General features: G+C 50.2%; 25 protein-coding genes. 2 read left to right on the top strand and 23 right to left on the bottom strand.

Annotated features, from left to right (window positions below):
* Window positions 1-3: 3 nt before the first annotated feature.
* From BQ7367_RS05275 to BQ7367_RS05265, 3 genes are all read right to left on the bottom strand, one after another.
* Window positions 4-537, bottom strand: coding sequence for a shikimate kinase (locus BQ7367_RS05275; RefSeq protein WP_072524510.1), 534 nt, complete (start codon window positions 535-537; stop codon window positions 4-6).
* A gap of 104 nt (window positions 538-641) precedes the next feature.
* On the bottom strand, window positions 642-1,073 hold the full coding sequence (locus BQ7367_RS05270; protein ID WP_072524509.1) for a hypothetical protein: 432 nt from the start codon (window positions 1,071-1,073) through the stop codon (window positions 642-644).
* A gap of 142 nt (window positions 1,074-1,215) precedes the next feature.
* The gene (locus BQ7367_RS05265; protein ID WP_072524508.1) at window positions 1,216-1,779 is read right to left on the bottom strand and encodes an FHA domain-containing protein; all 564 of its coding nucleotides are present in this window, start codon (window positions 1,777-1,779) and stop codon (window positions 1,216-1,218) included.
* A gap of 162 nt (window positions 1,780-1,941) precedes the next feature.
* On the opposite strand from BQ7367_RS05265, the gene BQ7367_RS05260 reads away from it, so the two are divergent.
* Both BQ7367_RS05260 and BQ7367_RS05255 read left to right on the top strand, forming a co-directional pair.
* Window positions 1,942-3,177, top strand: coding sequence for a DUF1015 domain-containing protein (locus tag BQ7367_RS05260; protein WP_072524507.1), 1,236 nt, complete (start codon window positions 1,942-1,944; stop codon window positions 3,175-3,177).
* A 44-nt stretch (window positions 3,178-3,221) separates the two neighbouring features.
* Window positions 3,222-4,085, top strand: coding sequence for a methionyl aminopeptidase (locus BQ7367_RS05255; RefSeq protein ID WP_072524506.1), 864 nt, complete (start codon window positions 3,222-3,224; stop codon window positions 4,083-4,085).
* 716 nt (window positions 4,086-4,801) lie between these two features.
* Here the strand turns inward: BQ7367_RS05255 and BQ7367_RS05250 are convergent.
* From BQ7367_RS05250 to BQ7367_RS05155, 20 genes are all read right to left on the bottom strand, one after another.
* Window positions 4,802-5,692 (bottom strand): pyridoxamine kinase, encoded by an 891-nt coding sequence (locus BQ7367_RS05250; RefSeq protein WP_072524505.1) that lies wholly within the window; start codon window positions 5,690-5,692, stop codon window positions 4,802-4,804.
* Between the two features lie 23 nt (window positions 5,693-5,715).
* Window positions 5,716-7,767: a glycoside hydrolase family 13 protein gene (locus BQ7367_RS05245; protein ID WP_072524504.1), complete on the bottom strand. Its 2,052-nt coding sequence runs from the start codon at window positions 7,765-7,767 to the stop codon at window positions 5,716-5,718.
* A 4-nt stretch (window positions 7,768-7,771) separates the two neighbouring features.
* Window positions 7,772-9,565, bottom strand: a complete 1,794-nt coding sequence (ftsH, locus tag BQ7367_RS05240; RefSeq protein ID WP_072526084.1) for an ATP-dependent zinc metalloprotease FtsH — start codon at window positions 9,563-9,565, stop codon at window positions 7,772-7,774.
* 73 nt (window positions 9,566-9,638) lie between these two features.
* Window positions 9,639-10,166: a hypoxanthine phosphoribosyltransferase gene (gene hpt, locus BQ7367_RS05235; protein WP_072524503.1), complete on the bottom strand. Its 528-nt coding sequence runs from the start codon at window positions 10,164-10,166 to the stop codon at window positions 9,639-9,641.
* Window positions 10,123-11,631, bottom strand: a complete 1,509-nt coding sequence (gene tilS, locus BQ7367_RS05230) for a tRNA lysidine(34) synthetase TilS (RefSeq protein WP_072524502.1) — start codon at window positions 11,629-11,631, stop codon at window positions 10,123-10,125. Before tilS ends, hpt begins: the two co-directional genes overlap by 44 nt.
* Before the next feature lie 49 nt (window positions 11,632-11,680).
* Window positions 11,681-13,228, bottom strand: a complete 1,548-nt coding sequence (locus BQ7367_RS05225; RefSeq protein WP_442855354.1) for a SpoIIE family protein phosphatase — start codon at window positions 13,226-13,228, stop codon at window positions 11,681-11,683.
* Window positions 13,200-13,538, bottom strand: a complete 339-nt coding sequence (locus tag BQ7367_RS05220) for a septum formation initiator family protein (RefSeq protein ID WP_072524501.1) — start codon at window positions 13,536-13,538, stop codon at window positions 13,200-13,202. Before BQ7367_RS05220 ends, BQ7367_RS05225 begins: the two co-directional genes overlap by 29 nt.
* Before the next feature lie 52 nt (window positions 13,539-13,590).
* A complete protein-coding gene (yabQ, locus tag BQ7367_RS05215; RefSeq protein WP_072524500.1) occupies window positions 13,591-13,923 on the bottom strand; it encodes a spore cortex biosynthesis protein YabQ in 333 nt (110 codons plus the stop codon).
* 8 nt (window positions 13,924-13,931) lie between these two features.
* A complete protein-coding gene (gene yabP / locus BQ7367_RS05210) occupies window positions 13,932-14,216 on the bottom strand; it encodes a sporulation protein YabP (RefSeq protein WP_072524499.1) in 285 nt (94 codons plus the stop codon).
* A gap of 54 nt (window positions 14,217-14,270) precedes the next feature.
* On the bottom strand, window positions 14,271-14,510 hold the full coding sequence (locus tag BQ7367_RS05205) for an RNA-binding S4 domain-containing protein (protein WP_072524498.1): 240 nt from the start codon (window positions 14,508-14,510) through the stop codon (window positions 14,271-14,273).
* Window positions 14,511-14,602: 92 nt separating this feature from the next.
* On the bottom strand, window positions 14,603-14,875 hold the full coding sequence (locus tag BQ7367_RS05200) for an HU family DNA-binding protein (RefSeq protein WP_072524497.1): 273 nt from the start codon (window positions 14,873-14,875) through the stop codon (window positions 14,603-14,605).
* 136 nt (window positions 14,876-15,011) lie between these two features.
* Window positions 15,012-16,742, bottom strand: a complete 1,731-nt coding sequence (locus BQ7367_RS05195) for a phospho-sugar mutase (RefSeq protein ID WP_072524496.1) — start codon at window positions 16,740-16,742, stop codon at window positions 15,012-15,014.
* 122 nt (window positions 16,743-16,864) lie between these two features.
* Window positions 16,865-17,878 carry a CotS family spore coat protein gene (locus BQ7367_RS05190; RefSeq protein ID WP_072524495.1) on the bottom strand — a complete coding sequence of 338 codons (1,014 nt, stop codon included), beginning with the start codon at window positions 17,876-17,878 and terminating at the stop codon, window positions 16,865-16,867.
* Window positions 17,879-17,944: 66 nt separating this feature from the next.
* Window positions 17,945-19,279 carry a CCA tRNA nucleotidyltransferase gene (locus tag BQ7367_RS05185; RefSeq protein WP_072524494.1) on the bottom strand — a complete coding sequence of 445 codons (1,335 nt, stop codon included), beginning with the start codon at window positions 19,277-19,279 and terminating at the stop codon, window positions 17,945-17,947.
* Entirely contained in the window at window positions 19,276-20,826 is a 1,551-nt protein-coding gene (locus BQ7367_RS05180) for an ATP-binding protein (protein ID WP_072524493.1), read from the bottom strand. The genes BQ7367_RS05185 and BQ7367_RS05180 overlap by 4 nt, the downstream gene beginning before the upstream one ends.
* Before the next feature lie 78 nt (window positions 20,827-20,904).
* A complete protein-coding gene (locus BQ7367_RS05175) occupies window positions 20,905-21,945 on the bottom strand; it encodes a metallophosphoesterase family protein (protein WP_072526082.1) in 1,041 nt (346 codons plus the stop codon).
* 105 nt (window positions 21,946-22,050) lie between these two features.
* The gene (gene asnS, locus BQ7367_RS05170) at window positions 22,051-23,442 is read right to left on the bottom strand and encodes an asparagine--tRNA ligase (protein ID WP_072524492.1); all 1,392 of its coding nucleotides are present in this window, start codon (window positions 23,440-23,442) and stop codon (window positions 22,051-22,053) included.
* A 71-nt stretch (window positions 23,443-23,513) separates the two neighbouring features.
* Entirely contained in the window at window positions 23,514-24,080 is a 567-nt protein-coding gene (locus tag BQ7367_RS05165; RefSeq protein ID WP_072524491.1) for an NAD(P)H-dependent oxidoreductase, read from the bottom strand.
* A 4-nt stretch (window positions 24,081-24,084) separates the two neighbouring features.
* Window positions 24,085-24,726, bottom strand: a complete 642-nt coding sequence (locus BQ7367_RS05160; protein WP_143142962.1) for a hypothetical protein — start codon at window positions 24,724-24,726, stop codon at window positions 24,085-24,087.
* Window positions 24,727-24,731: 5 nt separating this feature from the next.
* Window positions 24,732-26,114, bottom strand: coding sequence for an MATE family efflux transporter (locus tag BQ7367_RS05155; RefSeq protein WP_442855353.1), 1,383 nt, complete (start codon window positions 26,112-26,114; stop codon window positions 24,732-24,734).
* Window positions 26,115-26,155: the final 41 nt, after the last annotated feature.

Genomic DNA, 26,155 nt, shown 5'->3' with positions numbered 1-26,155 from the left:
TTGTCAAGGTTTTTTCCCCTTTCTGTCACTTTTTACATATTTTCTCACCGCTTTAATTACATTTTTTATCGTTTCCTCTATACGGCATCCATCCCCGCAGACCGTAATATCCGCATATTTTTCGAAATACGGAACACGCTCATAATAAAGGTCCCGCAGAGTCTGCCCCTCTCTGAGTACAACACCTCTCTTTTTCGGATTACGTATCCGCCTTTTTATTGTCTGATAAGATACCTTTAAATATACAATGGTTCCGATTTTTTTATAATGTTCCATTGCCTCTCTGCAGTAAACCACGCTCCCGCCCGGTGAGATGACAGAATTTTCCGCCTCGACAGAGGCATTTACCTGATTCTCGATTTTGAGAAATCCGTCCTGCCCGACATCCTCTATGATCTCTCTGAGAAGTTTTTTTTCCTGATCCTGTATCAGCAGATCCGTATCTATAAACCCCATTCTCAGGCGTTTTGCCACTACAATGCCAACCGTACTCTTCCCCACTGCCGGCATCCCGATAAAAATAAGATTTTTCTTCATATTTTTCTCTCTGTGTTTTATATATTCCGGAAAGGGTCCACGCTAAAAACAGCTCCTTTCCGGACGTAAGTATACCACGAATTTCTCATTTAGTAAAATTCTCTTTAATAAAATCTCCTGCATCTCCTCCGATGGTTACATCTGCGCCTGTAGAGCTCCTGGAAGAGCATCACCTCGATAAGATCCCTCAATGTCCCTGATCTTTCCATCCCTCTTTTCCCCACGGAAGTATTCCGATCTCGCTCACTTGCGTTTACCTCTTCCAGCTCATCTGCCAGCATCCTCTCGTGTTTCCTTACATTATCACACACCCGGCCGCACATCAGCTTCAGCTGAAGTTTATCCGGATACTGATCATAAATCATACTGTTCTCATACTCCATCCGATCACATTCTTCCTCTACATATGGAAGGATCCGTTTAGGAAGATCCGGATACATACTCCTCAGATATTCAAGATCCATCCGCTCCGTCCTTTCATCCTCATAGGAAAACGGCATCGGATAGGCCATATAGTAAGGCATTTTTTCGTTCATGCTCACCACTCCAAGACACACATTATATCTATAATATATGCTGTTTCTGCGGATGAGTGCGAAAGGGCCGTCCCCCGGTCAGAAATATTCTGCGGGGAGACGGCCCTCTTTCAAAATTCCTTATTTAACTGTTTATCTACTGTTACAGAGTCTCCCTCAGTACCCGCTGTACCTCCAGCCGGGTCTCGCCGACCCCGATTATATCGTCCCTCTGCAACATCTCCGGTCTGTCGATGCGCTGACCGTTCAGATAAGTTCCGTTTCTGGATCCCTCATCTTTCAGATACAGTTTATCCCCTCTGTGGATAATCACACAATGCATCTTGGAAATTCTTCCATCCTTGGGAAGTGAGAGGAACTTTTCATACATACTCCCGTCTTTTCCCCTGCCAATGCCCACTGTATCATAAAAAGTAAAGCTGTATTTGTCCCAGCTGTCAATGTCTTCAAGAATAATCTTCCATCGCCTTCTGTCACTGCCGTCAGGCCGTTCCTCCGATGACTTTCTCCCGGACAAAGCTTCCCTGCGCCTTCTGCCCGATCTTTCATACTCGTCATCATCATCGTCATCATACCTGTGGCTTTCGTTCCTCCGGGTCTGGTACCTTGCCGCGGCCTCTTTATCTCTTTTTATACTGGCAAACGATACTCCCAACATGGCAATACAGCCAATAGCGAGCACGAATATCAGAATCCAGTACCACATAATGATCATCACTCCTCTGAATTTTAATACTACTATACTTTTTTGCTTCGGGCAAGTAGAAATGCAGGTTTTTGTCGAACCGCGCGGTAGAAAATCACAGTTATCTGTGTTAGAATGTCCTAAGTACTACCATACAGCAACCATGATAAAAAGGAGGTTTCCATGAGTACTATCCATCCTTTCCGAGCGATCCGCCCGGCCTGCGGCCTGGCTTCATCTATAGCCGCTCTCCCTTATGACGTATATGACAGCGTTGAAGCAAGATCCGTAGTACAGAAAAATCCACTGTCATTTCTGAAAATTGACAGAGCCGAGACACAGCTTCCCGAAGGAACAGACATGTATGCCCCTGAAGTCTACCAGACGGCCCGAAGGACACTGGACCAGATGATAAAGGAAGGATCTTTCGTCCAGGATGAGACTCCCTGCTTCTATGTATATGCGCTTACTATGGAAGGAAGGACACAGACCGGTCTCGTATGCTGCGCTTCTGTTGATGACTATCTGAACGGGATCATCCTCAAACATGAAAATACTCTTGCCGCAAAAGAAGAGGACCGGATCCGCCATGTAGATGCCTGCAGCGCCCAGACCGGCCCTATCTTCCTTTCTTACCGTCCTGACGAAACTGTCCGGCATATCACAGATGCGGCAAAAAACAGCGCGCCCCTCTATGATTTTGTAAGTGAGGACCAGATCCGTCATCAGGTGTGGCGTATCGATGTTGCCGAAACAATTGATAATATTTCTCAACTTTTCAAGAATATCCCTCATCTCTACATCGCGGACGGGCACCACAGAGCAGCTTCCGCGGTAAAGGCCGCTCTGAAGCGGAGGACAGAAGATCCGGGCTTTTCAGGCACTGAGGAGTACAATTATTTTCTTTCAGTACTGTTCCCGGCGGACGAATTAAAGATCTATGATTACAACCGTGTCGTCACTGACAAAAACAGCTATACATTTGATACATTTCTTGATAAGATAAAGGATGGATTTGAGATCACACAGATCGGCTCCGCCCCGTATCATCCGAAAACCAAAGGAGAGATCGGGCTGTACTGCCGGAAAACCTGGTATCGGATGAAAGCGCGTCCTGTCCTGTTTTCCGATGATCCGGTAAAAAGCCTGGATGTTTCTATCCTTCAGGACAATGTCCTGGATCCGGTTTTTGGCATACGGGATCCCAAGACTGATCCCCGCATCCGTTTCATCGGCGGGATACGCGGACTTTCTGCCCTGGAGCAGGCTGCAGATTCTTCCGGCGGGATGGCATTTGCCATGTATCCGACGTCTATGGAAGAATTGCTGCGCGTCGCTGACGCCGGAATGCTCATGCCTCCAAAATCTACATGGTTTGAGCCCAAACTCCGGAGCGGGCTGTTTATCCACCGCTTTTAAAAGCGAAAATAAAAAGATATCATTCTAAAGGAGATGTATTTTACATGGAACGAAATGATCTTTGCTGGTGCGGCAGCGGGAAGAAATATAAAAAATGTCACATGCCTATCGAGGAACAGATGCTTCTCCATCAGGAAAAGGGAGAGATCGTCCCCACCCGGAAGCTCCTCAAAACTCCGGCTCAAATCGAAAAGATCAAGGAAAGCGCTGCCCTGAATACCGCTGTACTGGATGAAGTGGCCAAGAAGATCCATATCGGTATGAGCACCGCTGAGATCGACGAGATCGTATACCACTTTACCACAGAACACGGAGGCATCCCGGCGCCCCTGAATTACCAGGGATTCCCGAAAAGCGTGTGTACTTCGCTCAACAATGAGATCTGCCACGGCATACCCGATAAGGATATCGTTCTCAAAGAAGGCGACATCATCAACGTAGATGTATCCACCATTGTAGACGGATATTTTTCCGACGCCTCCCGTATGTTCAAAATGGGAAAGATCTCTTCCCGCGCAGAGCGTCTGATCCGCGTAACGGAGGAGTGCGTAGAACTCGGTCTCGCCGCGGCAAAACCGTGGGGGCATCTGGGTGATATAGCCGATGCCATCAATACCCATGCCCGGGCGAACGGCTACTCCGTGGTAGAAGAGATCGGCGGACACGGTATCGGGCTGGCGTTCCACGAAGATCCCTTTGTCAGTTATGTAACGCCAAAAGGCAGTGAAATGCTCCTCGTACCGGGAATGATGTTCACAATTGAACCCATGATCAATGAAGGAAGCCCTGAATTCTTTGTAGATGAAGATAATGGATGGACCGTGTATACGATCGATGACGGCCTCTCCGCACAGATTGAGTATATGGTACTCGTAAAAGAAGACGGGATAGAAGTCCTGACAAAATAGAAAATCTGAGTTTGCCGGAGTGATTCAGGAGACGCCGGGGAGAATGGATAAAGCTTAGAGAACAGAAAAACGCCGGTATCGAGAACCGTATTCTGCGGCAACAGAATGGGTGCCCCGTCTCCGTTCCGGAATCCGGGAAAACATAAAGGGACTTAGAACCCGCCTAAATACAAAGCAATCCGATGAGCAACTCGCGTTCGCTCAGACAATCTCATCGGATTGCTTAACGGCGGATCCTAAGTCCCTTAAGTTTTTCCGTCGGATTCCTCCAAAGTCGCCGGTCCACCCATCTGCCGCCGCAGAAAGGTTCTTCCGATTGCCGCTCTTTCCCTTTTCTGCACTTTATTTATTCCCTCCGGCGTCATGATTCATCCCCCGCAGCAAACCCGCGATTTGAAAGTAGTAGGGGATGGGAGCCGTATTGGAGAAAAAGACATTTACGAGACCAAAGGTTATTATGACGGAGTAAGCGGCAGGATGCTGCTTACTCCGCCTGGGTGTCGATAACGTTTTGCTTTCACAATTACTTCTAAATCGCGAGATTGCTGAGGGGAGAGGATGAGAAGCCGGGGAAGGAAGAGATGTCCGTCGAGGGCCGTGCAGCAACGCCGGCATTTGGGGCGCGTTTTTTGCGCCCTTATGTGCCGCTGCGTTGCAGCCCCGAGCGAAAGCGTGCCCGAGATGGATATCCTCTTCCTTCCCCGGCATTACATCCATCACTCCGGCAAACTCAGATTTGTCAGCATCCAGAGGTATTTTTCATACTCGACTCCTTCGTTCCTTTGCACTTTATCCCGCACGGAATCTTTGATCGCCCTGGCGATCATCTCTCCAGCCAGTTCTACCGTGTCTTCAACAGAGTCTCCCCGTGCCTTTCCGCCCGCGATCACAGACGCCATCAAATCTCCGGTTCCGGAATAACTTTCTCCGATAAATGTCCGTGAGGACAGAATCGCCGCTTTTTCTGTAACGGTAAGATTTGCCATTTTTTCTTTACCGGTCTGACGATCAGAAAAACGCAGGCCGGTAACTACCACTTCCTTCGGGCCCCGGCTCATCACTCTGCGGGCCATCTGTTCTGCCGAAGCCGCTGCTTTCTCCTGATCGGGAAGGATCCCGCCCTGCCCGGTCAGTTCTGCCGCCGTCAGACCGTCTGTATCTGCCAGAAGACAGAGTTCCGTAAGGTTGGGTGTGATAATATCTGCCTGTTCTGCCAGTTCTGTCATCCTGGCCTGGAACTGAGGTGTGAAGATAGAAAATCTCTTTCCTCCGTCACCCATGATCGGATCTACCAGAAGGAAGGTGTCTTTTCTTTTGAATGCCCTGAGAAAATCCATGGCTTTCTCTATCTGGCGTTCTCCCGACATGAATCCCGTATAAATCCCGTCAAACCGGACATCCATCTTCTCCCACTCTCTGCGGAACAGCTCCATTTCATCCGTAAGATCTTTACAGAAATAGCTGGGATATCCCGTCTGGGCGCTTAAGACCGCTGTGGGAACCGGGCACGGCTGTACTCCCATTGCGGCGATCACGGAGATCGCCGCAGTGAGAGAGCACCTCCCAAAACCGGAGAGATCATTGACGACTGCTATCTTTTTTGTCATATCAAAATTCCTTTCTCCGGCCCTTATCTTTTCTCTGTTTTCAAAGGTTTCAGCACAACAGCGGAATGCCGCCCCATGTTTATCACGATCTCGCCTTTCTCCACGATATATTCATCATACACTGTTGTATAACCTTCTTCATATGTATAGATCAGACGTTTCATCCGCCCTTCTTTCGCCACACCGGAAAGCCAGACCGGCACAGTCACTTCTTTCAGCTCTTTGCTGTTATTAAGGACGACCACGATCTGCTCATCTCCCTGGAATCTGGCATATGAGAGAATATTGTGAGATGCTGTCAGGAGCTTGATGGAGCCCTTGCGGAGCGGCTTTTCTTCTTTGTGGATGCGGATCATCTCCCTGTGGAATGCGATCATTTCCTGATCTTCCTTCCCCCACGGGTAAGTCCGTCTGTTGTCCGGATCTGTAAAACCGCAGAGTCCCGCTTCGTCTCCATAATAAATAGTAGGCGCTCCCACCCAGGTCATCTGAACTGTCACGGCCTCACGCATGACAGCGCGATTAACGCCCTCTTCCGCAGCTTTTGCTCCCACATGCTCTGCTCTTCCGACAATGTGATTGGTACGGGTCAGGAATCTGGAATGATCATGATTCGACAATTCATTCATTGCCACCTGGAGGGATGGAGTCAGCATACTGGCCATAAAATGGCGCATTGCCCCCGCAAAACTGTCAGGATTTCCCCACAAATCGGTACGCCGCTCATCACTGTGTTTCTCCATACCTGTCAGGAACCAAGTAAGAGGTTCCATAAACGCGTCATAGTTCATCACACTGTCCCACTCGTCGCCCTGGAGCCATTCGATAGGATCTCCATAATGCTCCGCCAGGATCAGCGCCTCCGGGTTGGCCTCTTTGACTTCTTTCCGGAAACGTTTCCAGAACATATGGTTATATTCGTTGCTGCAACCCAGATCAGCCGCCACATCAAGCCGCCAGCCGTCGGCGTTGTACGGCGGGGAGACCCATTTTTTCCCAATATCCATGATATACTGTTCCAGTTCCGGGGAGTCCTCATAGGAAAGTTTGGGGAGGGTATCATGTCCCCACCATCCGTCGTAACTTCCGTTGTAAGGCCACGCCTCATCGCGGTTGTCAAAAAAATGAAAGAATTCCCGGTATGGACTGTCCGCACTGACAAAGGCACCTTTCGGATATTCCGGCTGCTGTTCGTAGATCCGTTCCCGGTCCATCCATTTATTAAAAGACCCGCAATGATTGAACACGCCGTCTATGATCACCCGCATGCCTCTCCTGTGCATTTCTTCCACAAGACGTGCAAACAGTTGGTTGCTCGCCTCAAGGTTGAGGATATCTCCCGTCCTCTTCTGATATTTCGTGGCGCCGGTATTGTCCTGCGCGCCCTGAGGCAGCACATCACCCCCGTCTGCCACGATCTTCCCATAATGGGGATCAATATAATCATAATCCTGGATGTCATATTTGTGGTTGGACGGGGATACAAACAGGGGATTAAAATAGACAACTTCGATGCCCAGATCCTGGAGATAGTCCAGTTTATCCAGAACTCCCTGGAGATCGCCCCCGTAAAAGTTATGGATGTCCCTGGCCGCCGGCACCTGATCCCAGTCACGGATCTTTGAGCTGGGCTCCCCGATATAGATATATTCTCTGTCTTCCACGTCATTAGACGGATCCCCGTTATAGAAACGGTCCACAAAAATCTGGTACATGACCGCGCCTTTCGCCCACTCCGGTGTGGAGAAGCCGGGAACGATCACAAACGCATAGTAATCCTCCCTGTGGTCTGAAACGCCATAGCGGTTATAATACCAGATCTGCTCACCTTTTTTTATCTCAAAAGAATAACGGAAGGGCTCTGTCCCCAGCTGCCATTCGATCTCATAGATATCGAAGTCATCGCCGGAACAGACCTTCCACATGGCATGGCTGAAGTTCTCGGTGAGGATCATTACTTCCTCCACGTCGTTGTGCGCCGTGCGGAACCTCAGCCGGATCCTCTCATTCGCTTTCGGCTCCGCAGGGATCACGTAATCCTGCGTGCCGTCACAGAACAGCGCGTCTCTGTTCATATTGTCAGGCCTCCTCTACCCCGCTGTCCCCAAATAATGCTTCAAACTCGTCCCTCGTTATCTTTTCCTTCTCAAGGAGCAGCGCTGCGCATTTATCCAGAACATCATGATGTTCCTGGATGATAGCCCGCGCTTTCACATAGCACTCATCAATGATCCTCTTGACTTCTTCATCAATAGTGCCCGCCACTTTCTCACCGTACCCCCGGGATGTGTGCCCGAAATCACGGCCGATGAATACCTCGTCGCTGTCATTGTCATAGTTGATCAGCCCCAGCTTCTCAGACATGCCGAATTTCGTGATCATGGACTTGGCGATAGCTGTAGCCTGCTTGATATCCTGGGACGCGCCGGTCGTAATGTCGTCGAAAATCTCTTCTTCTGCCACGCGTCCTCCCAAAGCCACTGTAATTTCCTGAAGCATATGGCCCTTTGTATTAAACATCTCGTCTTTTTCGGGCAGCGGCATCGTATAGCCTCCTGCCCCGCCTGTGGGGATGATGGAAACACTGTACACTGGTCCCACATCCGGAAGCACATGAAAAAGAATGGCATGCCCCGACTCATGATAAGCCGTGATCCGACGCTCTTTCTCGGATACAATACGGCTCTTCTTCTCCGCGCCGATCCCTACTTTCACAAAAGCGTGCCGGATATCCTGCTGTTGTATATAGATACGATTGCCCTTTGCCGCCAGGATCGCAGCCTCATTAAGCAGATTCTCCAGATCTGCCCCGGTAAAACCGGAGGTCGTCTGCGCGATCTGCCTTAAGTCTACGTCATCTCCCAGCGGTTTATTCTTCGCGTGTACCCGAAGGATCTCCTCTCTTCCGCCTACATCCGGGCGCCCTACTACCACATTGCGGTCAAATCTGCCTGGCCTTAAAATAGCGGGATCAAGGATGTCTTTCCGGTTTGTGGCCGCCATGACGATGATTCCTTCATTGACTCCAAATCCGTCCATCTCTACCAGCAGCTGGTTCAGCGTCTGTTCTCTCTCGTCGTGCCCGCCTCCAAGACCGCTTCCTCTGCGCCTTGCGACAGCATCGATCTCGTCAATGAACACGATGCAGGGAGCATTCTTCTTCGCGTCCTGAAACAGATCCCGGACACGGGAGGCGCCCACACCGACAAACATTTCCACAAAATCTGAACCGGAAATGCTGAAAAACGGCACTCCGGCCTCCCCTGCCACAGCTTTGGCAAGGAGAGTCTTACCGGTTCCCGGAGGTCCCTCCAGAAGGACTCCTTTGGGGATCCTTGCGCCAACCTGTACGTATTTCTTCGGGGCCCGCAGGAAATCTACGATCTCTTCCAGCTCTTCCTTTTCTTCCTTCAGACCTGCCACATCAGCAAATGTTACCTTCATCTCATCTTGTCCGGTCATCCTGGCGCGGCTTTTCCCGAAATTCATTGCCTTGGCATTGGCCCCTCCGCCCTGGCGGTTCATCAGATAAAAGATCAGGAAGATTCCGCCCAGCGTGATCAGCAGCGGAAGCAGGATAGATGTAAGCATGGATTCCTCAGGAATGGCGGACATTCCATAGTTGATATCATGCTCATCCAGCAGATCCTTTACCTCTTCCACGTCAGAGACATTGGTCGATCTCGCGGTCTGCTCATCCTTCAGCATAAAGGAGACCGTACCCGTGGGCACGGCACTGTTCAGGTCAATATAGACCTCCGTTACATTTCCACTCTCTACCTCAGAGACAAAATCTGTATAACTCATTTCCTGCCGGTGTACCTGCAGCCGGCTGGCCATCCAAAGCGCGGCTACCACGATCACGATGAACATCAGAATCGCGGAACCATTCAGGCCTCTGTATTTTCTGTTGTTGTCCAAATTTTCTGTTCCTCCTGTCTCAGTCTTATTCCAGCCCTTCCACTACTCCGATATAGGGAAGATTTCTATATTTCTGCGCATAGTCAAGTCCGTATCCCACAACAAATTCATCCGGAATCTCAAAACCACAGTAATCCACCTTCACGTCTTTCACTCTGCGCTCCGGTTTATCCAGCAGCGTACACAGCCGGATGCTGGCGGGATTTCTCTTCTTCAGCACATCAATAAGATAGTACAAAGTATTCCCTGAATCAATGATATCTTCAACGATCAATACTTCCTTATTCTCGATAGACTCATCCAGATCCTTGGCGATGCGGACAACTCCGCTGGAAGCGGTCCCGTCGCCGTAGCTGCCGACACACATAAAATCCATAGTCACCGGGCAGCTGATCCGCTTCGCCAGTTCGCACATAAAGAAGACTCCTCCTTTTAATACGCAGATTAGATGGATCTGTTTCCCGGCGTAATCTTCACTGATGATACGCCCCAGTTCCCTGATCCTTTTATCAACTTTCTCCTCCGGGATCAGCACCCTGATTGTCTCTGACATTTTCCTTATCCTCCGTTTTTCTTTCATCCAATATCTTTATCTCAAGAACTCTCTTTGTCCCGCTTCCGATCTGATATGCCCGGCTCATCCTCCTGCCCGGGATCCAGATGATATGATGCCCGTCAGCAATTAAAAGCATCTTATCCCGCTCACTGCGGGGTATCTTTTCATTGACAAAATAGGACTTCAGCTTCTGCCGGTTCCCTTCCGTATCCATGACAAAATAGTCACCGCTCTGCCTTGTCCTGACGGAAACAGTGTATTTTATTATATCATAATCAAGCCATTTCGTGTAGCTTTTTTGTGGCATCTCTTTTGCCCGAGAAATATCTGCTCCTTCCACAAAACTGCAGATAATCCTTAGATCTGTCCCAGGGATCTGCGTCACCCCCGGAATGTTCAGCAAGGTCTCTTCCGGTGTCCGGGAGACTGTTTCCAGTATCCTTTTTCCCAGCCGGACACCGTTTCCGGTCCGCTCTGCTCTGATCTCTCCCGGCAGGTCCAGTCTTCTGCCGGTCTGCCGGTCAAAGAGCAGCATCAAATCCGCGATGTTCACAGCCGCGATATCCTTTTCCCCGCCTTTCACAAAGGCAAGGCATTTTCTCAACAGCTGCTTCCGAACAGCCGGCATCTCCTGCCGGAAAGAAAGAGCGGCTATCTCAAGTGCCGGGGTCGCTTTGGCACCCGTGATTTCTTCCGGATCTGACTTTACAGTCACGCAGCGCTCCCATGCCTGTTCTGTCCCATACTCAAGATATTCCCAGATCTCCTGCGCCTGCCGTGACAGCTCATCTATGTGCTGAACTGAACAGGAATTGATCTGTTCCTCCAGCACCGGGATCACGTTGTGCCGGATCCGGTTTCTCGTATAATCATCTTCTCCGTTTGTGGCATCCTCCTGCCAGCTGATCTTTTTTCTGTCCAGGTACTCCTCAATCTGCTGTCGGGAGAGTGCCAGAAGCGGTCGGATCCATTTCCCCCGGACCGGATGGATTCCGCACAGACCTTTCAGTCCCGTACCTCTGGCAAGATTCAGGAGAACGGTCTCCGCGTTGTCATCCCTGTGATGGGCCGTCGCGATCTTCGTCCCGCCGTTCTCCTGACATACAGTCTCGAAAGCCTCCCTGCGCACGGCGCGCCCAGCTTCCTCAAGAGATTGTTTCCATTTTCCGGCAATTAATTCCACATTTTTATGAAATATACGGCACGGAACGTTGAGGTGCCGGCACAGTTTTTTCACATACTCCTCATCCCTGTCTGCGGCGGCGCCCCGCAGCCCGTGATTGACATGGCATACCAGAATCTGAAACCCCATCTTCTTTTGCAGCGCGAAGAGCACAAAAAGCAGGCATACCGAATCTGCTCCGCCCGATACGCCTGTGACCACTACATCACCCTTTTCGATCATGCCGTGTCTTTTTATGAATGCCTCTATCTTCTTCTCTGTTTCCACCTCTTTCATCATATGTAAACTATAACCAATCCACTCATAAAAGTAAAGAGCGTAAGCCAGATCATTCCTCCCATATGCCGATGGCCAGCACAGTCATATCATCTGCGGGCTCTTTCCCTGTCCAGGCCAGTACCTGCTCAAGTACGTGATGTGCCATTTCCCGGGGATTCGATATGGTGCTTCCCTGTATGATCGTCTCCAGCAGGATATCCTGCTCTCCGACCGGAAGCGCGTCCAGAACACCATCTGTGACCATAATGACAAAATCACCGTCCTCCAGAGCACGTTTCACTGAATCCAGCTCCATATGGCTGGTCACTCCGATGGGAAGACTGGTGGAGCTTAAATGTTCCACGCTGTCCTTTTTCTTTATAAACGTGGAGGACGCCCCCGCCTTAATGATCTCGCACTCTCCTGTATACAGATCGAATACTGTCATATCTACCGTAGAATAGTGGATTTCCTCACGGCCCATGACAAGAGTCGTATTGATCATCTGGATCGCCGTCTTCTCCGGGAACCCCGCACTTAGAAGTTCTTCCAGAAGTTCGATCACGAGAGTACTCTCCCGGCATGCCTCCTCTCCGGAACCCATTCCGTCTGAAAGGGCCACTGCCTGTCTTCCGCCCGGTATTTCCATGAGTGAAAAATTATCTCCCGATATATGAGAACAGCCCTTCCCGATCCGGGCGGTTCCCTGCATCGTGTAGTAGGACGGACCTTCCTGGCATATGACCGTCATATAACTGGGCCCGATCATCTGGATACTTCCGCCGGGCAGGATAAACTTCCGGCCCGCACATTCCGAGACTGCTTTTACCACCTCCCGGACGGGTACTTTCTGTTTTCTCATGCTCCGGGCTGTCACATGAATCTCGTATTTGCCTTCTCCGTTCATGAAAAAATGGGTATACAACACGCGGATCCCTTTCTTTTTCAGCGCCGCCATGATTTTTTTCTCCAGCCGGTCATCTGTAAATATACTGTTCTCCAGTTCTTTTGCTGTGGTCTGTATCATGTCCGCGAATGTGTCCATCTGAATGGCACAGCTCTCTCTGCTCCTGGCCATACGGTTTACCCATATAATATTCTGCCTGGCATCATGAAAACCTGCGAGCATCTCCCGCAGGAACCTGGGTGCCATTATGCATCTCTGCATCAATTTTCTCTTGGTTTCCGTGTTGAGCTCGTTTCCATACTGATCTACGGCGGAGAGTACTTCATATCCCATCTGATAGGTGTGGACGAAGTTTTCGCCCCAGCACCATCCGCATTTCTCACATTTCCCACACACTCTTTCTCTGACTCTGGCAAACATCTCCTCAATCTCTTCTGTAGAAAAAGACTGTCTTTTTTCCTCAAGCCCCAGAAATGTCTGGGAAAGCTGCTTTAATGAATGAGCGAATTTTTCTATCTGTTCTACATAAGGACTCCCGTGCAATGCCTGTCCCCCGTCCATATTTATGTCTCCCTTCGCCATGATAGCCGCCCTGTCAGCAGCAAAAACTCCGGGAGTCTTTCTCCCGGAGTCTTCATTGGTAAATATCTTTGCTATTCTTATTCTTTTATCCCAGCGCCCGTTATCTGGACGGCTTAAAGATGATCTCATTCGGATCCACAAGTCCAAGCTTCTGTTCCGCGGTCTCCTTGATGTAATCATCCGTCTTTACATATTCCTCATATTCTTTTACTTCTTCTGAACGCTTCTCCTCTTCCTTGATCTGAGCCTGCAGTTCTTCCTCCTGAGCCTTGTACTGCGCGTTCTTTGCCTGAAGCTTTAGAGAACTCACCGCAAGAACTCCTGAAAGAAATACAAGGACCATACAGATCATCAGGATGCTCCTTTTATAACGCCGGAGCCTGGAAGCCTTCTTCCTTCTCTGCTGCCGGGAAGCCTCCGGCCGCCTTTCCTTATTCATCAAATACTCACCCGCTTATGAAACTGTATTAACACTCCCTATTTCTCATATTTTATCTGTTTTTTCTGTACTTTTCAAGCCTTTTCTTCATCCTGCCGCAAATTCCTTTTGCGGTGCGCCACAAAAGCCATCCCATGGCGCCTCCGCACACGACTCCCAGCACAAAAAACCAGCGGATACTGCCATATGTGGTGTCATACATTTTCCGAAAAATATAAATGCTGGTCCCGATCCAGAACAGAAAATCTTCCACGCCCACAAAAAGAGAAGTATGGGGAATGATCTTTCTCAGGCAGATAAGTATCCCATAGAAAAACCAAACCGTCATCCCGGTAAGTCCCGCATACAGAAAGACCCCGGCTTCCACACCGATCCCAAGTATCATAGCCGCCTCTATTTAAAAAGTTTTGACAGGAAATTTTCTCCCTGTTTTCCTGCCTGAGAAACACTGGAATAGGCGATGCTGTCGATATTCCCGGACAAGTCTACCTCTCCCTTCTCCACGCTCAGGCGGTTGACGTGCAGATCCGTCCCCTTTACCATGAGCATCCCCTGCTCTGTCTCCAGGAGGATCTCATTTAAGTCAAAGGAAAGGACGTCCAGCACACCTGTTACCATGCTTGTTTTCCTGTTGTTCACTACGAGTTTATGCGTTTTTGCGATCCGCTGTTCTTCCATAGTACTCCCTCCCACTCTGCTTTTAAATATATGAGAGGTTGTTTCCTTTTATGACTATAAATACCGGAACAGCTCCGCGGCATCTTCCTTTTTCGTCGTATCCTGCAGTTTCAGCACTTCCACTTTTACATTCCTTGTTCCGAACTGAATCTCAATCACATCCGAAGGCTTTACCTGCACCGACGCTTTGGCCGGCCGGCCGTTGACCGTCACGCGGCCGGCATCGCAGGCTTCATTTGCCACAGTCCGCCTCTTGATCAGTCTTGACACCTTTAAAAATTTATCCAGACGCATCTGTTCTTTCCTTTCTCAAGAAAAGGCACTTACAATGTCTCTGCATCGTAAGTGCCTGTCCGCTCTTTTATCTGATCTCTTTTGCAATAAGATTAGTTGATGGCATCCTTTAAAGCTTTTCCTGCTTTAAACTTCGGAGCCTTGCAAGCCGCGATCTTCATTGTCTTGCCTGTCTGCGGGTTTCTTCCTTCTCTTGCAGCTCTCTTGCTGACTTCAAATGTTCCGAATCCAACAAGCTGAACCTTGTCATCTTTCTTAAGCTGATCTGTCACTACGTCAATAAAAGCCTTTAAAGCTTTTTCAGAATCCTTTTTGGAAATCTCTGCTTTTTCCGCAATCGCCGCGATCAATTCTGTTTTGTTCATAGGTAAATCCTCCTCTTTATTGTACCTGCATACAATTATTCTCATAAAGGGGAAAATGCCTGACCGTCCGCACATTTCCGCCTTTAAGTACTGTTATAACGGTTTCCTCGGGCTTTGTCAAGATTTTTTGCTGTTTTTACATCATCTTGTTTATCATTTCCAGGACTTCTTTTCCAAGACTCTCTGACTTCTCATCCGCATCCGGAAGAGAGGTCCCCTTTACTCCATAATAGAACTTAACCTTAGGCTCTGTTCCGGATGGCCTTACGCACAGCCATGCTCCGTCCGGGAGATCATAATAGAGCACATTGGATACCGGAAGCCCTGTGGGAACGGTCTCTCCTGATTCCATATCACGGATCGTGCCGGCCTGGTAATCCCGCACTTTGAGTACCTTATATCCCGCGATCTCAGAAGGCGGATTCTTCCGAAGTGTATCCAGGATCTCCTGGATCTTTGCCAGTCCTTCAATCCCTTTCAGCGTTATGGACTGGATATCATCCTTGTAATAGCCGTAACGCTCATACATATCGATCATGGCATCCCAGAGAGTCATTCCTTTGGTCCTGTAGTACGCCGCCGCCTCACACAGCGCCATTGTGGCCACGATCGCGTCCTTGTCTCTCGCATATGTCCCGATCAGGCAGCCGTAGCTCTCCTCAAACCCAAACAGATACTGACCTTTGCCTGTGGTCTCAAAACCAAGGATCTGCTGTCCGATATACTTAAATCCGGTCAGGCACTCGATCAGTCCCACGTGATAATAGTCCGCGATGGCATCAGCCATATTGGAGGTCACAATGGTCTTGATCAGATATCCGTCTTCCGGCAGTCCTTTAAGCGCTTTTCTCTGACCGATCTCATAATCTGCCAGAAGGCATCCTGACATATTGCCGGTCAGTGTATGATATACGCCGTCCTTATCCTTCACACGTACGCCAAGCCTGTCCGCGTCCGGATCTGTGGCCAGAACAATATCCGCGTCCAGCTCTTTCGCCATCTTAAGGCCCAGGTCAAAAGCCTCTTCCGCCTCCGGATTCGGATAGGATACAGTAGGGAAGTCCCCGTCCGGAAGCTCCTGCTCCTTCACCACATATACATTCTCAAATCCCAGCTCCTTCAAAATCCGGCGGGCCGGAATATTGCCTGTCCCATGCAGCGGTGTATATACAATTTTAAGCTCTTTTCCAACCGCGTCAATGGCATCCTGGTGAAGAACCTGTTTCTTCAGTTCCGCGATATAGGCATCGTCCACTTCTGCTCCGATCACTTCATAAAGTCCGGCGATCTTCGCGTCTTCCACAGACATGCTCTTCAACGTAGTATAATCCTCCAGGGCATTGACTTCATCCATGATCCCCTTATCGTGGGGCGGAGTGATCTGGGCGCCGTCCTCCCAGTATACTTTGTATCCGTTATATTCCGGCGGATTGTGGCTGGCCGTGATATTGATCCCGGCGATACATCCCAGCTTTCTCACCGCGTAGGACAATTCAGGCGTGGGACGCAGAGACTCGAACACATAGGCTCTGATCCCGTTGGCTGCCAGGCAGCATGCTGCTTCCCGCGCGAATTCCGGGGACATATGACGGGAGTCATACGCAATCGCCACACCTTGCGCCGCTTTATCATTTTTCAAGATGTAATTAGCCAGTCCCTGGGTCGCCTTGCGGACCGTGTAGATATTCATACGGTTGGTCCCCGCGCCGATGATCCCTCTCAGTCCCGCTGTGCCAAACTCCAGGTCTTTATAAAAACGTTCCTTGATCTCTTTCTCATTATCACTGATACTTTCCAGCTCTGCTCTGGTATCCTTATCAAAGTAAGATCCGGACACCCACTCTTTATACCTCTCTCTGTAATCCATAGATCAATACCTCCTGAAAATATTTTCTTTTCAATGGACATCCCCGCTTTCGGACATTCACCCGGATCAGACGAGGACAGCGTCGGTTTAAGCCGGCGCTGTCCTTATTATACATCATCCCGTTATAAATTTAAAGAAAATATCGTTTCCAGGAAGTCATATTTTTCTTCCGACTGCCGTACAGACAATTCCAGTTTTTCTACACATTTTTCCGGCAGCCATGCTTTGTTTGAATGATAATAGCTGCTGGCTGTCTTCCAGAATTTCTCCGGATAAGCAAGGCTGAGCCCGATATACTCCCGTTCTTCCGGCCTGAGAACACGGACGGACTCATACGCTTCAAGAATCCCGCGTCCTGTTTTCTGTTTCCACCGATGTTTTTCCATTGCTTTTCTCAAAAAATAGCAAAGATCACGGACCTGAATATCTACACGCATGTGCTCAAAATTCGTCACTGCCATATCCCCGTCTTCTCGAAATACCAGAAGATTGTGATAATTGTAGTCCCCATGGATCATACTTTTTTGCTCCATGCTCTCCCTGTACAGCCCGGCACACCCGGATCTTTCCAACCGATCGCTTACCTTTTCCGCCATCTGATACATTTTATCAAAACTGTCGAGAAACAGATATTCAAATTCATTTTTTACTACCCGCCCCCGGATAAAAGAGCGGACTTTCTTTAATTCTCTGTTATGGCGCCCGATCTCTTCCGCCGGGTCCTTCCCCGCGGGAAATACAGATGGGACCCTTTCCTTTTGCGGAACGGCCTGCTCCATTTCCCCGTGAAGGAGAGCCAGGGTCCGTGCCGATCTGAAAAGTTCTTCCTCCTGCCGTATGTCGCATTCCCTCCCCTGATACCATTTCTTGAGCATATATTTTGTGCCTTCCCGGGATGTGACCAGCAGCTCTTTGTCCCTTGTAAATACCGGAGTGTCGACTTTGACATTTTCCCGCTCTTCCAGGCAGCTGAGCACAGTATACAGCAGAAGGGCCCGCCGCCCTGATATCTTCGTCTCCTTCAGCAGCATTGTGCCTTTATCTGTATCGCAAAAAAACGCACCCCTCATCCTTCGGGTGCCTTTCACTTCTATATCATAATGCTCCAATACTTCCAGTTCATACTCTTCCCTCATGGCTGCCCCCTGTCAACTGCGTATTCCGACTCTCTCTAATCTATGAAGGGGACAGCCCAAGTATTCTTATAAACCGAGTTTTTCTTTTACATAATCGCAAAGGATCTCTTTCTTATTTCTTTTCGGATCATCGATGACATACTCCAGAAGCTCACTTAACATGGAACCGATCTCCCGGCCCGGCCTCATGCCCAGTTCCATCAGATCCCGGCCTCCAACCGCCAGCTGACGCAGTGTGACGCACTCGCCGGTAAGGAGCGCCTTCTGATAGAGCCTGCGCGTTTCGATGATATTTTCTATTTTCTCGCGGCGCCGGTAAGAGCTCTGGGCTTTTGCGTCCGCCATACGCACCGCAAGGTAGTAAGGAAATAATTCCACGCCGATCCGATTCATAGCCCGGCGGACATTCTTCGGCGTCGCCTCAGCCCGGTAGTCGTGATAGCACACAAGCCTGGTGACTTTTTTAACTGTGTCATTATCAAATTTCAGCCTGCGCATCACCTTTCGGGCAATCTCCTCACTGACCAGGGCATGGCCCTTGAAGTGGTCTCTGCCTTTCTCATCGGTAGTCTTCATTTCCGGCTTTCCCATGTCATGGAACAGCATGGTAAGCCGTAAAATCTTGTCGCGCTTTACATTTTTCAACGCGTGGATCGTGTGTTCTGCCACATCGTACTGGTGATGGGGCGTATTCTGCTCCACTCCCTCCATTGCGTCCCATTCTGGCAGGATCACTTTTGTGATCCCCAGCTCATACGCGTCCCGGATCCGTTCCGGATGGGGAGATACCAGAAGTTTCACCAGTTCCGCCTGGATCCGCTCCGCGCTGATATTTTTCAAAGTAGGGGCCAGCTCTTTTACAGCTTCCGCCGTCTTTGACTCAATGGGAAAATTCAGCTGGGAGGAAAATCTTACCGCTCTCAGAATCCGGAGGGCGTCTTCGGAAAACCTCTCTTTTGGATCTCCCACACAGCGGATCAGATGGTGGTTCAGGTCCTGCATTCCTCCGAATATATCCACCAGACGGACCTCATCGTTATATGCCATGGCATTGATCGTAAAATCCCTGCGCCGCAGGTCTTCCTTCAAAGACCTTGTAAACCGCACTTCCTTCGGATGCCTGCCGTCTTCATATGCTCCGTCGATCCGGTATGTGGTGACCTCATAGCTGTCTTTTCCGATCAGCACTGTGACTGTTCCATGTTCGATCCCGGTATCCACTGTTCTGTTAAAAAGCTTTTTGATCTCATCCGGCCGCGCGGACGTAGTAATATCCCAGTCTTCCGGTCTTCGGGCAAGAATGGAGTCTCTGACACATCCCCCCACCGCATAGGCCTCATACCCGTGAAGCTGCAGATTCTGAATGATCATCGTTACTTTTTGTGGCAATTCTATCTTCATCTAAAAGTCTTCCCTCTTAACAACTCTTCTTCTCTTTTATGGCAGGTAAATATTATAACCTGCTTCTTCTGACTGCTCAACCATTTTAACGCAGATTCCAGTCTTTTGTCATCATAAAACGCAAATACGTCATCCAGGATGACAGGCATAGGCTCCTCCAAAAGCATGTCCGCCGCCGCCATGCGGACCGCGAAATAAATCTGTTCCACTGTTCCCCGGCTCAGACGGTCCGCGGGAATCTTCCTCTCCTTGTCCCACACAGAAATCCGACCGTTTCTTCCAAACTCTGTCCTTGGATACCGGCCCTCTGTTACAGCGGACACGATCTTTGAGACTTTCCGGTCCACCATTTCTGACGTGTGTTCTCCTGTTTCCTCGGCCGCTTTTTTCAGCTCTTCCTCCGCCGTCGTCAGTGCCCGGATCCGGTCCTCCAGCTTTATCTGTAGCCCGCTCTTCCCAGATTCCTCCCACTGTTCCCGAAGATTGTTCCGGCGGATCTCTTTCTCCTTCCGCTCTGCCCGGATCCGTTCCATGTCCCAGAGCAGCCGGTTCTCTTCTTCCGTGCCGTCCGCTTCTGCGGCCGGGCTGCCATTCTGCCCCCGGCTTTCTGGGGCTGTTTTCTTCCTCTCCCGGCGGGATATCGCAGCTCCTGCCGCCAGCAGCAGGAGGCCCGCCGCCAGAAGACAGCAGGCGGTCACTATCACAGGGAAAAATGCCGAAGACAGGCTCTGTCTGCCGGCCAGCAGACTCCAGAGCAGCCCCGCGGCCCCCGCCAGCGCCCCGGTTATCCCGGATAGAAGCAGTCCCCTTCCCCGCCCTTTTTTCGGTTCTTTTTTCGATTCTTTTCTGCAATTCTCCCGGACATAGGCAAGCCTCGCCTGTTTCTCCTTCAGGTTCTCCTTAAGCCGGTCCATGTCCCGCTCCAGATAACCACATTCCTGGTCCAGTCCGCCCCGGACTTTCTCCAGGGCCTCTTCTTCCTCCCGGAGTGCCCGGGCAGCCTCCTTCTTCCGGTCCTGCAGGATCTGAAATGCATGGGCCAGGTCAAACCCACCGCCGCCGGAAGTAAAATAATTGGCCGCATAGTTCTCCAATGCCTCTGAAAGACTCTGCCCCGGCTTTGCCGCCAGCTGCCCTACAGACACTGTACTGTCAAAAATCTCCCGGGTCATGCCGCCCAGGAGCATCTCCAGATCACCGTGCTCCACGGACAGCTCCTCCCCGTCATCTTCACAGATCAAAGAAGCACGCTTTGAGGCCGGATGAAAGTTCCTCTCCAGCCGGAATGTCTTTCCTCCGCAGGAAAAGCGCATCACCCCCGCATAATATCCCGGATTATCCCAGGGTTCATACCGGGTAAAATCATCCTTCGCCGCAGCTCTTCCTCTTCCCCGCTCCAAACCGAAAAGCATGGCCCGGATAAAGGCATGGAGAGTCGATTTCCCGAATTCATTTTCTCCGGTCACTGTCTGGAGTCCTTCATGAAAATAGAAATGTTCTTCTGAAAATTTTCCGAAATTCTTGATATAAAGTTCTCTGATGATCATTCCGGAACCTCCCCGTAAAATCCCTGTATTTTCCCCTGTATTTCAGTCTCTCCCTGGTTTTTGGCTGACACGCTCCTGTCACTTCCGGCTCTGAAGCAGTGCCTCCACGCCTTCGCAGAGTGCCAGATACTCCTGGCTGCCCTCCCCACATTCAGAAAAACGCCCGATATATTTTCCCAGCAGGTTCTCCTGATTCTCTTCATATAACTTCCGGAAATCAAGGGCCGGAGCTGTCTCATCCGCCACTTCCAGAATATTCCCTTCTCCTGCCAGCCGTTTCAGGTCAAAGGAAAGGTCTGCATCCCGCTTTCCCTTTAAGATTACCTGATAAATATTCCTATCTCCGGATTCCTCCAGACACTGTCGGATCTTTCTTCGCACGCTCCCCTGGGTATCCTCCGGATTCACCTGAATATCCAGTCGGACATATTCTCGCAGGGCGCATGGGACCCGCCGGACTTTGACGTCCTTTTCTGTAACCTCTCCTCTGACAAATCCATGAGGGCCTGTATCGTTCCGGTCAATCGGTTCCAGCGCCCCGGCGTACACGATCCGGTCTTTGTGCAGCGCCTGTGGCTTATGGATATGTCCCAGCGCCACATAGGAGAATCCGGAACGTTCCAGCGCCTTTCTGTCAATGGGGATATGCTTCTCATCGCCGCCGTGGACCAGCAGGATCTCCACCGGCTCCAGCCCCCGTGCCCGCAGGCCGTCATACAGAGGTTCCCGGATCTCCCTGCTGTGATAGCTGAGTCCGTATACCGCCGTCTGCAGCTCCGGAAAATCCACATACTCCAGCGTTTCCCCGAAAAGGGGATATACGTTTCCGCTCCACTCGAATGTCCGATAATAGGACTCTCTTCTGATGTAATCATGATTTCCCGCAATTAAAACCACTTTTGTATGGCTCAGCTCCGAAAAAAGATAATCCACTTCTTTCAGCTCTCTTTGCAGAGGCTGCCGGTGAAACAGATCTCCCGCGATGAGCAGCAGGTCTGTCTGCTCCTCCTCACAGATCTGAAGTACACGCTCAAACGTATCCCACAGTTCCCCTGCCCGCTGCGGTCCTGCGTCCGGATTCGCGCCCAGATGCACGTCCGCGATATGGATAAATTTCATACTGCCTCCCTGAATATCATAAATGTCATATCTCGCTGCGGATATACAGAAATACAGAAAAGGCGCCACATCTGAAATGCCGCGCCTCTGCTGCCGTCATCCGGTCTATAATTCGCAGTTGTTTACTGTCCTCGGGAACGGAATCACGTCACGGATATTGGACATTCCCGTCAGGTACATCACGCACCGCTCAAATCCCAGCCCGAATCCCGCGTGTCTGGTGGAACCGTACTTTCTCAGATCAAGATAGAACCCGTAGTCTTCCTCTCTGAGTCCCAGCTCTCTCATGCGGTTCAGGAGTTTGTCGTAGTCATCCTCTCTCTGGCTCCCGCCGATGATCTCTCCGATCCCCGGCACAAGACAGTCCACTGCGGCAACCGTCTTTCCGTCCTCGTTCTGCTTCATATAGAAAGCCTTGATCTCCTTCGGATAATCTGTCACAAACACCGGCCGCTGATACACCTGCTCGGTCAGATAGCGCTCATGCTCTGTCTGCAGGTCACATCCCCAGGAAACTTTATACTCAAACTTGTCATTATTCTTTTCCAGGATCTGGATGGCCTCCGTATAGGTCACACGGGCGAAATCAGAATTTGCCACGTTGTGGAGACGGTCCAGAAGCCCCTTGTCCACAAATGAATTAAAGAAATCCATCTCCTCCGGCGCGTTTTCCAGCACATAATTGATCACATATTTCAGCATTGCTTCCGCCAGATCCATATCATCCTCCAGATCTGCGAACGCGATCTCCGGTTCGATCATCCAGAATTCCGCCGCATGCCGGGTAGTATTTGAATTCTCAGCCCGGAACGTGGGCCCAAATGTATAAATGCTGCGGAACGCCTGGGCGTAAGTCTCACCGTTCAGCTGTCCGCTCACAGTAAGATTGGTCTCTTTTCCAAAGAAATCCCGTGTATAGTCCACTGTCCCGTCCTTCGTCTTCGGGACATTTTCCATGTCCAGAGTCGTCACCCGGAACATTTCTCCCGCGCCCTCGCAGTCGCTCCCGGTGATCAGCGGCGTGTGTACATACACAAACCCTCTCTCCTGGAAAAATTTATGGATAGCGTAAGCTGCCAGTGACCTTACGCGGAACACGGCCTGAAATGTATTTGTCCGCGGTCTCAGGTGGGAAATCGTCCTCAGATACTCAAAACTGTGCCGTTTCTTCTGGAGCGGGTAATCCGGCGCGGAAGCTCCCTCTACCTGCACTTCATCCGCCTGGATCTCAAATGGCTGCTTGGCCTGGGGCGTGGCAACCAGCGTGCCGGTCACAATAACCGCCGCTCCTACGTTTAATCTTGAAATTTCCGCAAAGTTTTCCATTTTATCATGGTATACGACCTGAAGAGGCTCGAAATAGGATCCGTCATTGACGACGATAAACCCAAATGTTTTGGAATCCCGGATGCTGCGCACCCAGCCGCCGACAGTCACCTGCCTGTCGAGATACGCCTCCCTGTTCTTAAATATCTCACGGATCGTTGTCAGTTCCATATCAAAATAACTCCTTCTCTGTATTCTCATAACAGTATAACACTGCCCGGAGATAAGGTAAATAATAGATTTTATATAAAAAACAACTTGTCTATTTCCCTTTTTGCCTCTGACAGGATTCCCGCCTGGTCGTTTCCTATGATATCAAAATTTTCTGCCTTGATCAAAATGACCTCTTTTATTCCGAACATCTCCTGTGCCAGCGCCTTTACGTAGCCATATCCATAGGCTTCCTCCGTGATCGTTCCGCCGGCCGTTGTAACATAGTACAGCCGCTCTGCCCTGCACATTCCCACAGGTATCCCTGCGTCAGAATAATAAAATGTAAGGCCCGTTATGCAGATACTTTCAAGATAGGCTTTCACCGACGCGGGAAAGGACAGATCCCAGTAAGGCGCGGACAGTATGATCTCATCAGCTCTTGCGAACTGTCGGGCATATCTGAAATAAGGAGCGCTGAAATCCTTGTTTTTTGTCAGATCACTTCTCATCGTAAGAGTCTGAGCATCCATCGGAAGCGGCTTCTCCTTCTCCAGCTTTACATACTCTACCTGTCCGTTCATCTTCTTCAGAAGATAATCGGATAATTCCCGGGTTCTGGATTCTTTTCTGACAGTTCCATCGACATATAATATCATTCGGTCACTCCTTTACACTCATATCAGTTCCTGGGATCTTTTTCTTTTTCATCCTCAGCCCGATCAGGCCGCCTTTTTCTTCATATCCGGTATCCCACAGGTCTCTCAGCGGCAGCGTATGTGACGCACCATAGGTCGCCACGGTGATCCGGAGTCCGTCCGCGCTCTCTTCATAGCCGTAGCACAGAAACCAATGCCAGACAAAGTCTTTATAGCGCGCTTTTTTATGCCGCAGCATCAGCCAGGGAACTGGGCAGCCTCCGTCGATGTGTGCCCGGACAAATTCTTCCGCTTCCCGGACACTCCTGGTGCCCGGGAGTTCATCCATCTCGATCCGCTGTTCTCCCACATCTTCCAGATACCGGCCAAAGCCCTCCGTGAACATATACAGTTTATTTACCCCGTTCACCCTTGGCTTCAGATACGGTTTCATTTTCATGGAAAAATCAATATAGTCCTTCTTTGTCAGGGCATGGACATCATAGGGGTACAGCTTCGTCATCCCCCGGCTGAGGGCCAGATAGATGCAGCAGTCACAGGCCGTCGCTGCCGCACATCCCCCGATGTACATAACCACGTTTTTAAACCACTCCTGGCTGCCGCCCACAGCCCCTTCTATTGTAAAGTAATCCAGTATGTTCTTCATCCGCATCAGCCTCCTGCCAGTTTTTCAGCTCCCGCCGCCTGCAGCTGGCGCACACATTTCTTCCGCACAAAATAGAAACACACTGCCTGCATCAGGATCGTAGCGATCCAGGATCCCGGATAGGAAATAAACAGAAAATACAGCGATCTGTGCTGCGGGAAAAATACGTAGATCCACAAGATTCTGGTCCCCACCGTCCCGATCACGGACAGGATCATCGGCACCGCCGAATGTCCCATTCCCCGCAAGGCTCCCGGAATCAGATCCATAATTCCGCAGAGAAAATACGGGACTGTAGTGATGGACAGGATCTCCAGACCGCACCGGATGACCTCCGCATCTGCTGTATAGATCCTCAGTATATGAGAGCCGAATACCCAGGCAGACACTCCCAGGACTGCCGCGGCACCGGCTGACAAAAGGATACAGTCCAGGAACACCCGGTCCATACGCTTTGTCTTTCCCACACTGTAATTCTGACTGGTAAAGCTCATGCAGGCCTGTGTCACCGCATTCACTGAAACATATAAAAATCCCAGTATATTATTTGCCGCCGTGTAGCCCGCCATGGCCGTATCGCCGAAAGAATTGACAGATGACTGGAGCAGGGCGTTGGAAAAATTGATCACCGTACTCTGGATCCCGGCCGGTATCCCCACCTGAAAGATCCGTTTCAGATAGACTCCCCGGACCATCAGTTTTGAAAAACGCAACCGGTAGCTTCCCTCCGATTTGTAAAGGCATCTGAGAACAAGGATGCTGGAGATCATCTGAGAAGCCACTGTCCCGATCGCCACTCCCGCCACATTCAGCGGAATGACAATGACCAGGAGAAGGTCCAGCGCCACATTGGCCATGCCGGAAATGGTCAGGAAGAGCAGCGGCCGTTTTGTGTCTCCCACCGCCCGCAAAATTGCCGCCCCATAATTGTACAGCATAAAGAACGGCATTCCCATAAAGTAGATCCTCATATAAATCACGGACAGATCGATCACATTCGCGGGCGTGGCCATCATCTCCAGCGTAAATCTGGACGCTCCCACTCCTACAAATAACATAAGGATGCCGCTGATCAGCGCCAGAGTGATCGACGTATGGACTGACTCTGACATCTCTTTTTCCTGCCCGGCCGCGAAGTACCGGGCAGCCAGGACATTAGCACCCATGGAGATCCCGATAAAAAGATTGGTGAATATATTAATCAAAGCAGTCGTGGAGCCCACCGCCGCCAGGGCCTGGCTGCCGCTGAATCTTCCCACAACTATAATGTCCACTGCGTTGAACATCAGCTGAAGAATGCTGGAAAGCATCAGAGGAACTGAGAACGAAATCAGTTTATCCATAATGGATCCGTTGCACATATCGATTTCGTATTTACCGGTTTTCACTGTAAATCCCCCGTTCATATATAAATTTTATTATTCCCTGT

The sequence above is a fragment of the Clostridium sp. Marseille-P3244 genome, assembly GCF_900120155.1.
GTDB lineage: Bacteria > Bacillota > Clostridia > Lachnospirales > Lachnospiraceae > Mediterraneibacter.
Note: the sequence above shows the minus strand (reverse complement) of the source record. Positions and strands in the feature narration are given on the sequence as shown.

What these genes read in the sequence shown, in the direction of transcription:
- BQ7367_RS05255 (WP_072524506.1), top strand. Translation starts at nt 3,222, where the DNA reads ATGGAACGAAATGATCTTTGCTGGTGCGGCAGCGGGAAGAAATATAAA.
- tilS (WP_072524502.1), bottom strand. Translation starts at nt 11,631, where the DNA reads ATGATGAAAGAGGTGGAAACAGAGAAGAAGATAGAGGCATTCATAAAA.
- BQ7367_RS05250 (WP_072524505.1), bottom strand. Translation starts at nt 5,692, where the DNA reads ATGACAAAAAAGATAGCAGTCGTCAATGATCTCTCCGGTTTTGGGAGG.
- BQ7367_RS05225 (WP_442855354.1), bottom strand. Translation starts at nt 13,228, where the DNA reads ATGAGATCATCTTTAAGCCGTCCAGATAACGGGCGCTGGGATAAAAGA.
- BQ7367_RS05190 (WP_072524495.1), bottom strand. Translation starts at nt 17,878, where the DNA reads ATGAGGGAAGAGTATGAACTGGAAGTATTGGAGCATTATGATATAGAA.
- ftsH (WP_072526084.1), bottom strand. Translation starts at nt 9,565, where the DNA reads ATGTTCATCGTGATCGTGGTAGCCGCGCTTTGGATGGCCAGCCGGCTG.
- BQ7367_RS05165 (WP_072524491.1), bottom strand. Translation starts at nt 24,080, where the DNA reads ATGATATTATATGTCGATGGAACTGTCAGAAAAGAATCCAGAACCCGG.
- BQ7367_RS05195 (WP_072524496.1), bottom strand. Translation starts at nt 16,742, where the DNA reads ATGGATTACAGAGAGAGGTATAAAGAGTGGGTGTCCGGATCTTACTTT.
- BQ7367_RS05205 (WP_072524498.1), bottom strand. Translation starts at nt 14,510, where the DNA reads ATGCGTCTGGATAAATTTTTAAAGGTGTCAAGACTGATCAAGAGGCGG.
- BQ7367_RS05185 (WP_072524494.1), bottom strand. Translation starts at nt 19,279, where the DNA reads ATGAAGATAGAATTGCCACAAAAAGTAACGATGATCATTCAGAATCTG.
- BQ7367_RS05220 (WP_072524501.1), bottom strand. Translation starts at nt 13,538, where the DNA reads ATGAATAAGGAAAGGCGGCCGGAGGCTTCCCGGCAGCAGAGAAGGAAG.
- BQ7367_RS05270 (WP_072524509.1), bottom strand. Translation starts at nt 1,073, where the DNA reads ATGAACGAAAAAATGCCTTACTATATGGCCTATCCGATGCCGTTTTCC.
- BQ7367_RS05265 (WP_072524508.1), bottom strand. Translation starts at nt 1,779, where the DNA reads ATGTGGTACTGGATTCTGATATTCGTGCTCGCTATTGGCTGTATTGCC.
- yabP (WP_072524499.1), bottom strand. Translation starts at nt 14,216, where the DNA reads ATGGAAGAACAGCGGATCGCAAAAACGCATAAACTCGTAGTGAACAAC.
- BQ7367_RS05175 (WP_072526082.1), bottom strand. Translation starts at nt 21,945, where the DNA reads ATGAAATTTATCCATATCGCGGACGTGCATCTGGGCGCGAATCCGGAC.
- BQ7367_RS05180 (WP_072524493.1), bottom strand. Translation starts at nt 20,826, where the DNA reads ATGATCATCAGAGAACTTTATATCAAGAATTTCGGAAAATTTTCAGAA.
- BQ7367_RS05275 (WP_072524510.1), bottom strand. Translation starts at nt 537, where the DNA reads ATGAAGAAAAATCTTATTTTTATCGGGATGCCGGCAGTGGGGAAGAGT.
- BQ7367_RS05260 (WP_072524507.1), top strand. Translation starts at nt 1,942, where the DNA reads ATGAGTACTATCCATCCTTTCCGAGCGATCCGCCCGGCCTGCGGCCTG.
- hpt (WP_072524503.1), bottom strand. Translation starts at nt 10,166, where the DNA reads ATGTCAGAGACAATCAGGGTGCTGATCCCGGAGGAGAAAGTTGATAAA.
- BQ7367_RS05200 (WP_072524497.1), bottom strand. Translation starts at nt 14,875, where the DNA reads ATGAACAAAACAGAATTGATCGCGGCGATTGCGGAAAAAGCAGAGATT.
- asnS (WP_072524492.1), bottom strand. Translation starts at nt 23,442, where the DNA reads ATGGAACTGACAACGATCCGTGAGATATTTAAGAACAGGGAGGCGTAT.
- BQ7367_RS05245 (WP_072524504.1), bottom strand. Translation starts at nt 7,767, where the DNA reads ATGAACAGAGACGCGCTGTTCTGTGACGGCACGCAGGATTACGTGATC.
- yabQ (WP_072524500.1), bottom strand. Translation starts at nt 13,923, where the DNA reads ATGATACTTGGGATCGGTGTGGAAGCCGGGGTCTTTCTGTATGCGGGA.
- BQ7367_RS05160 (WP_143142962.1), bottom strand. Translation starts at nt 24,726, where the DNA reads ATGAAGAACATACTGGATTACTTTACAATAGAAGGGGCTGTGGGCGGC.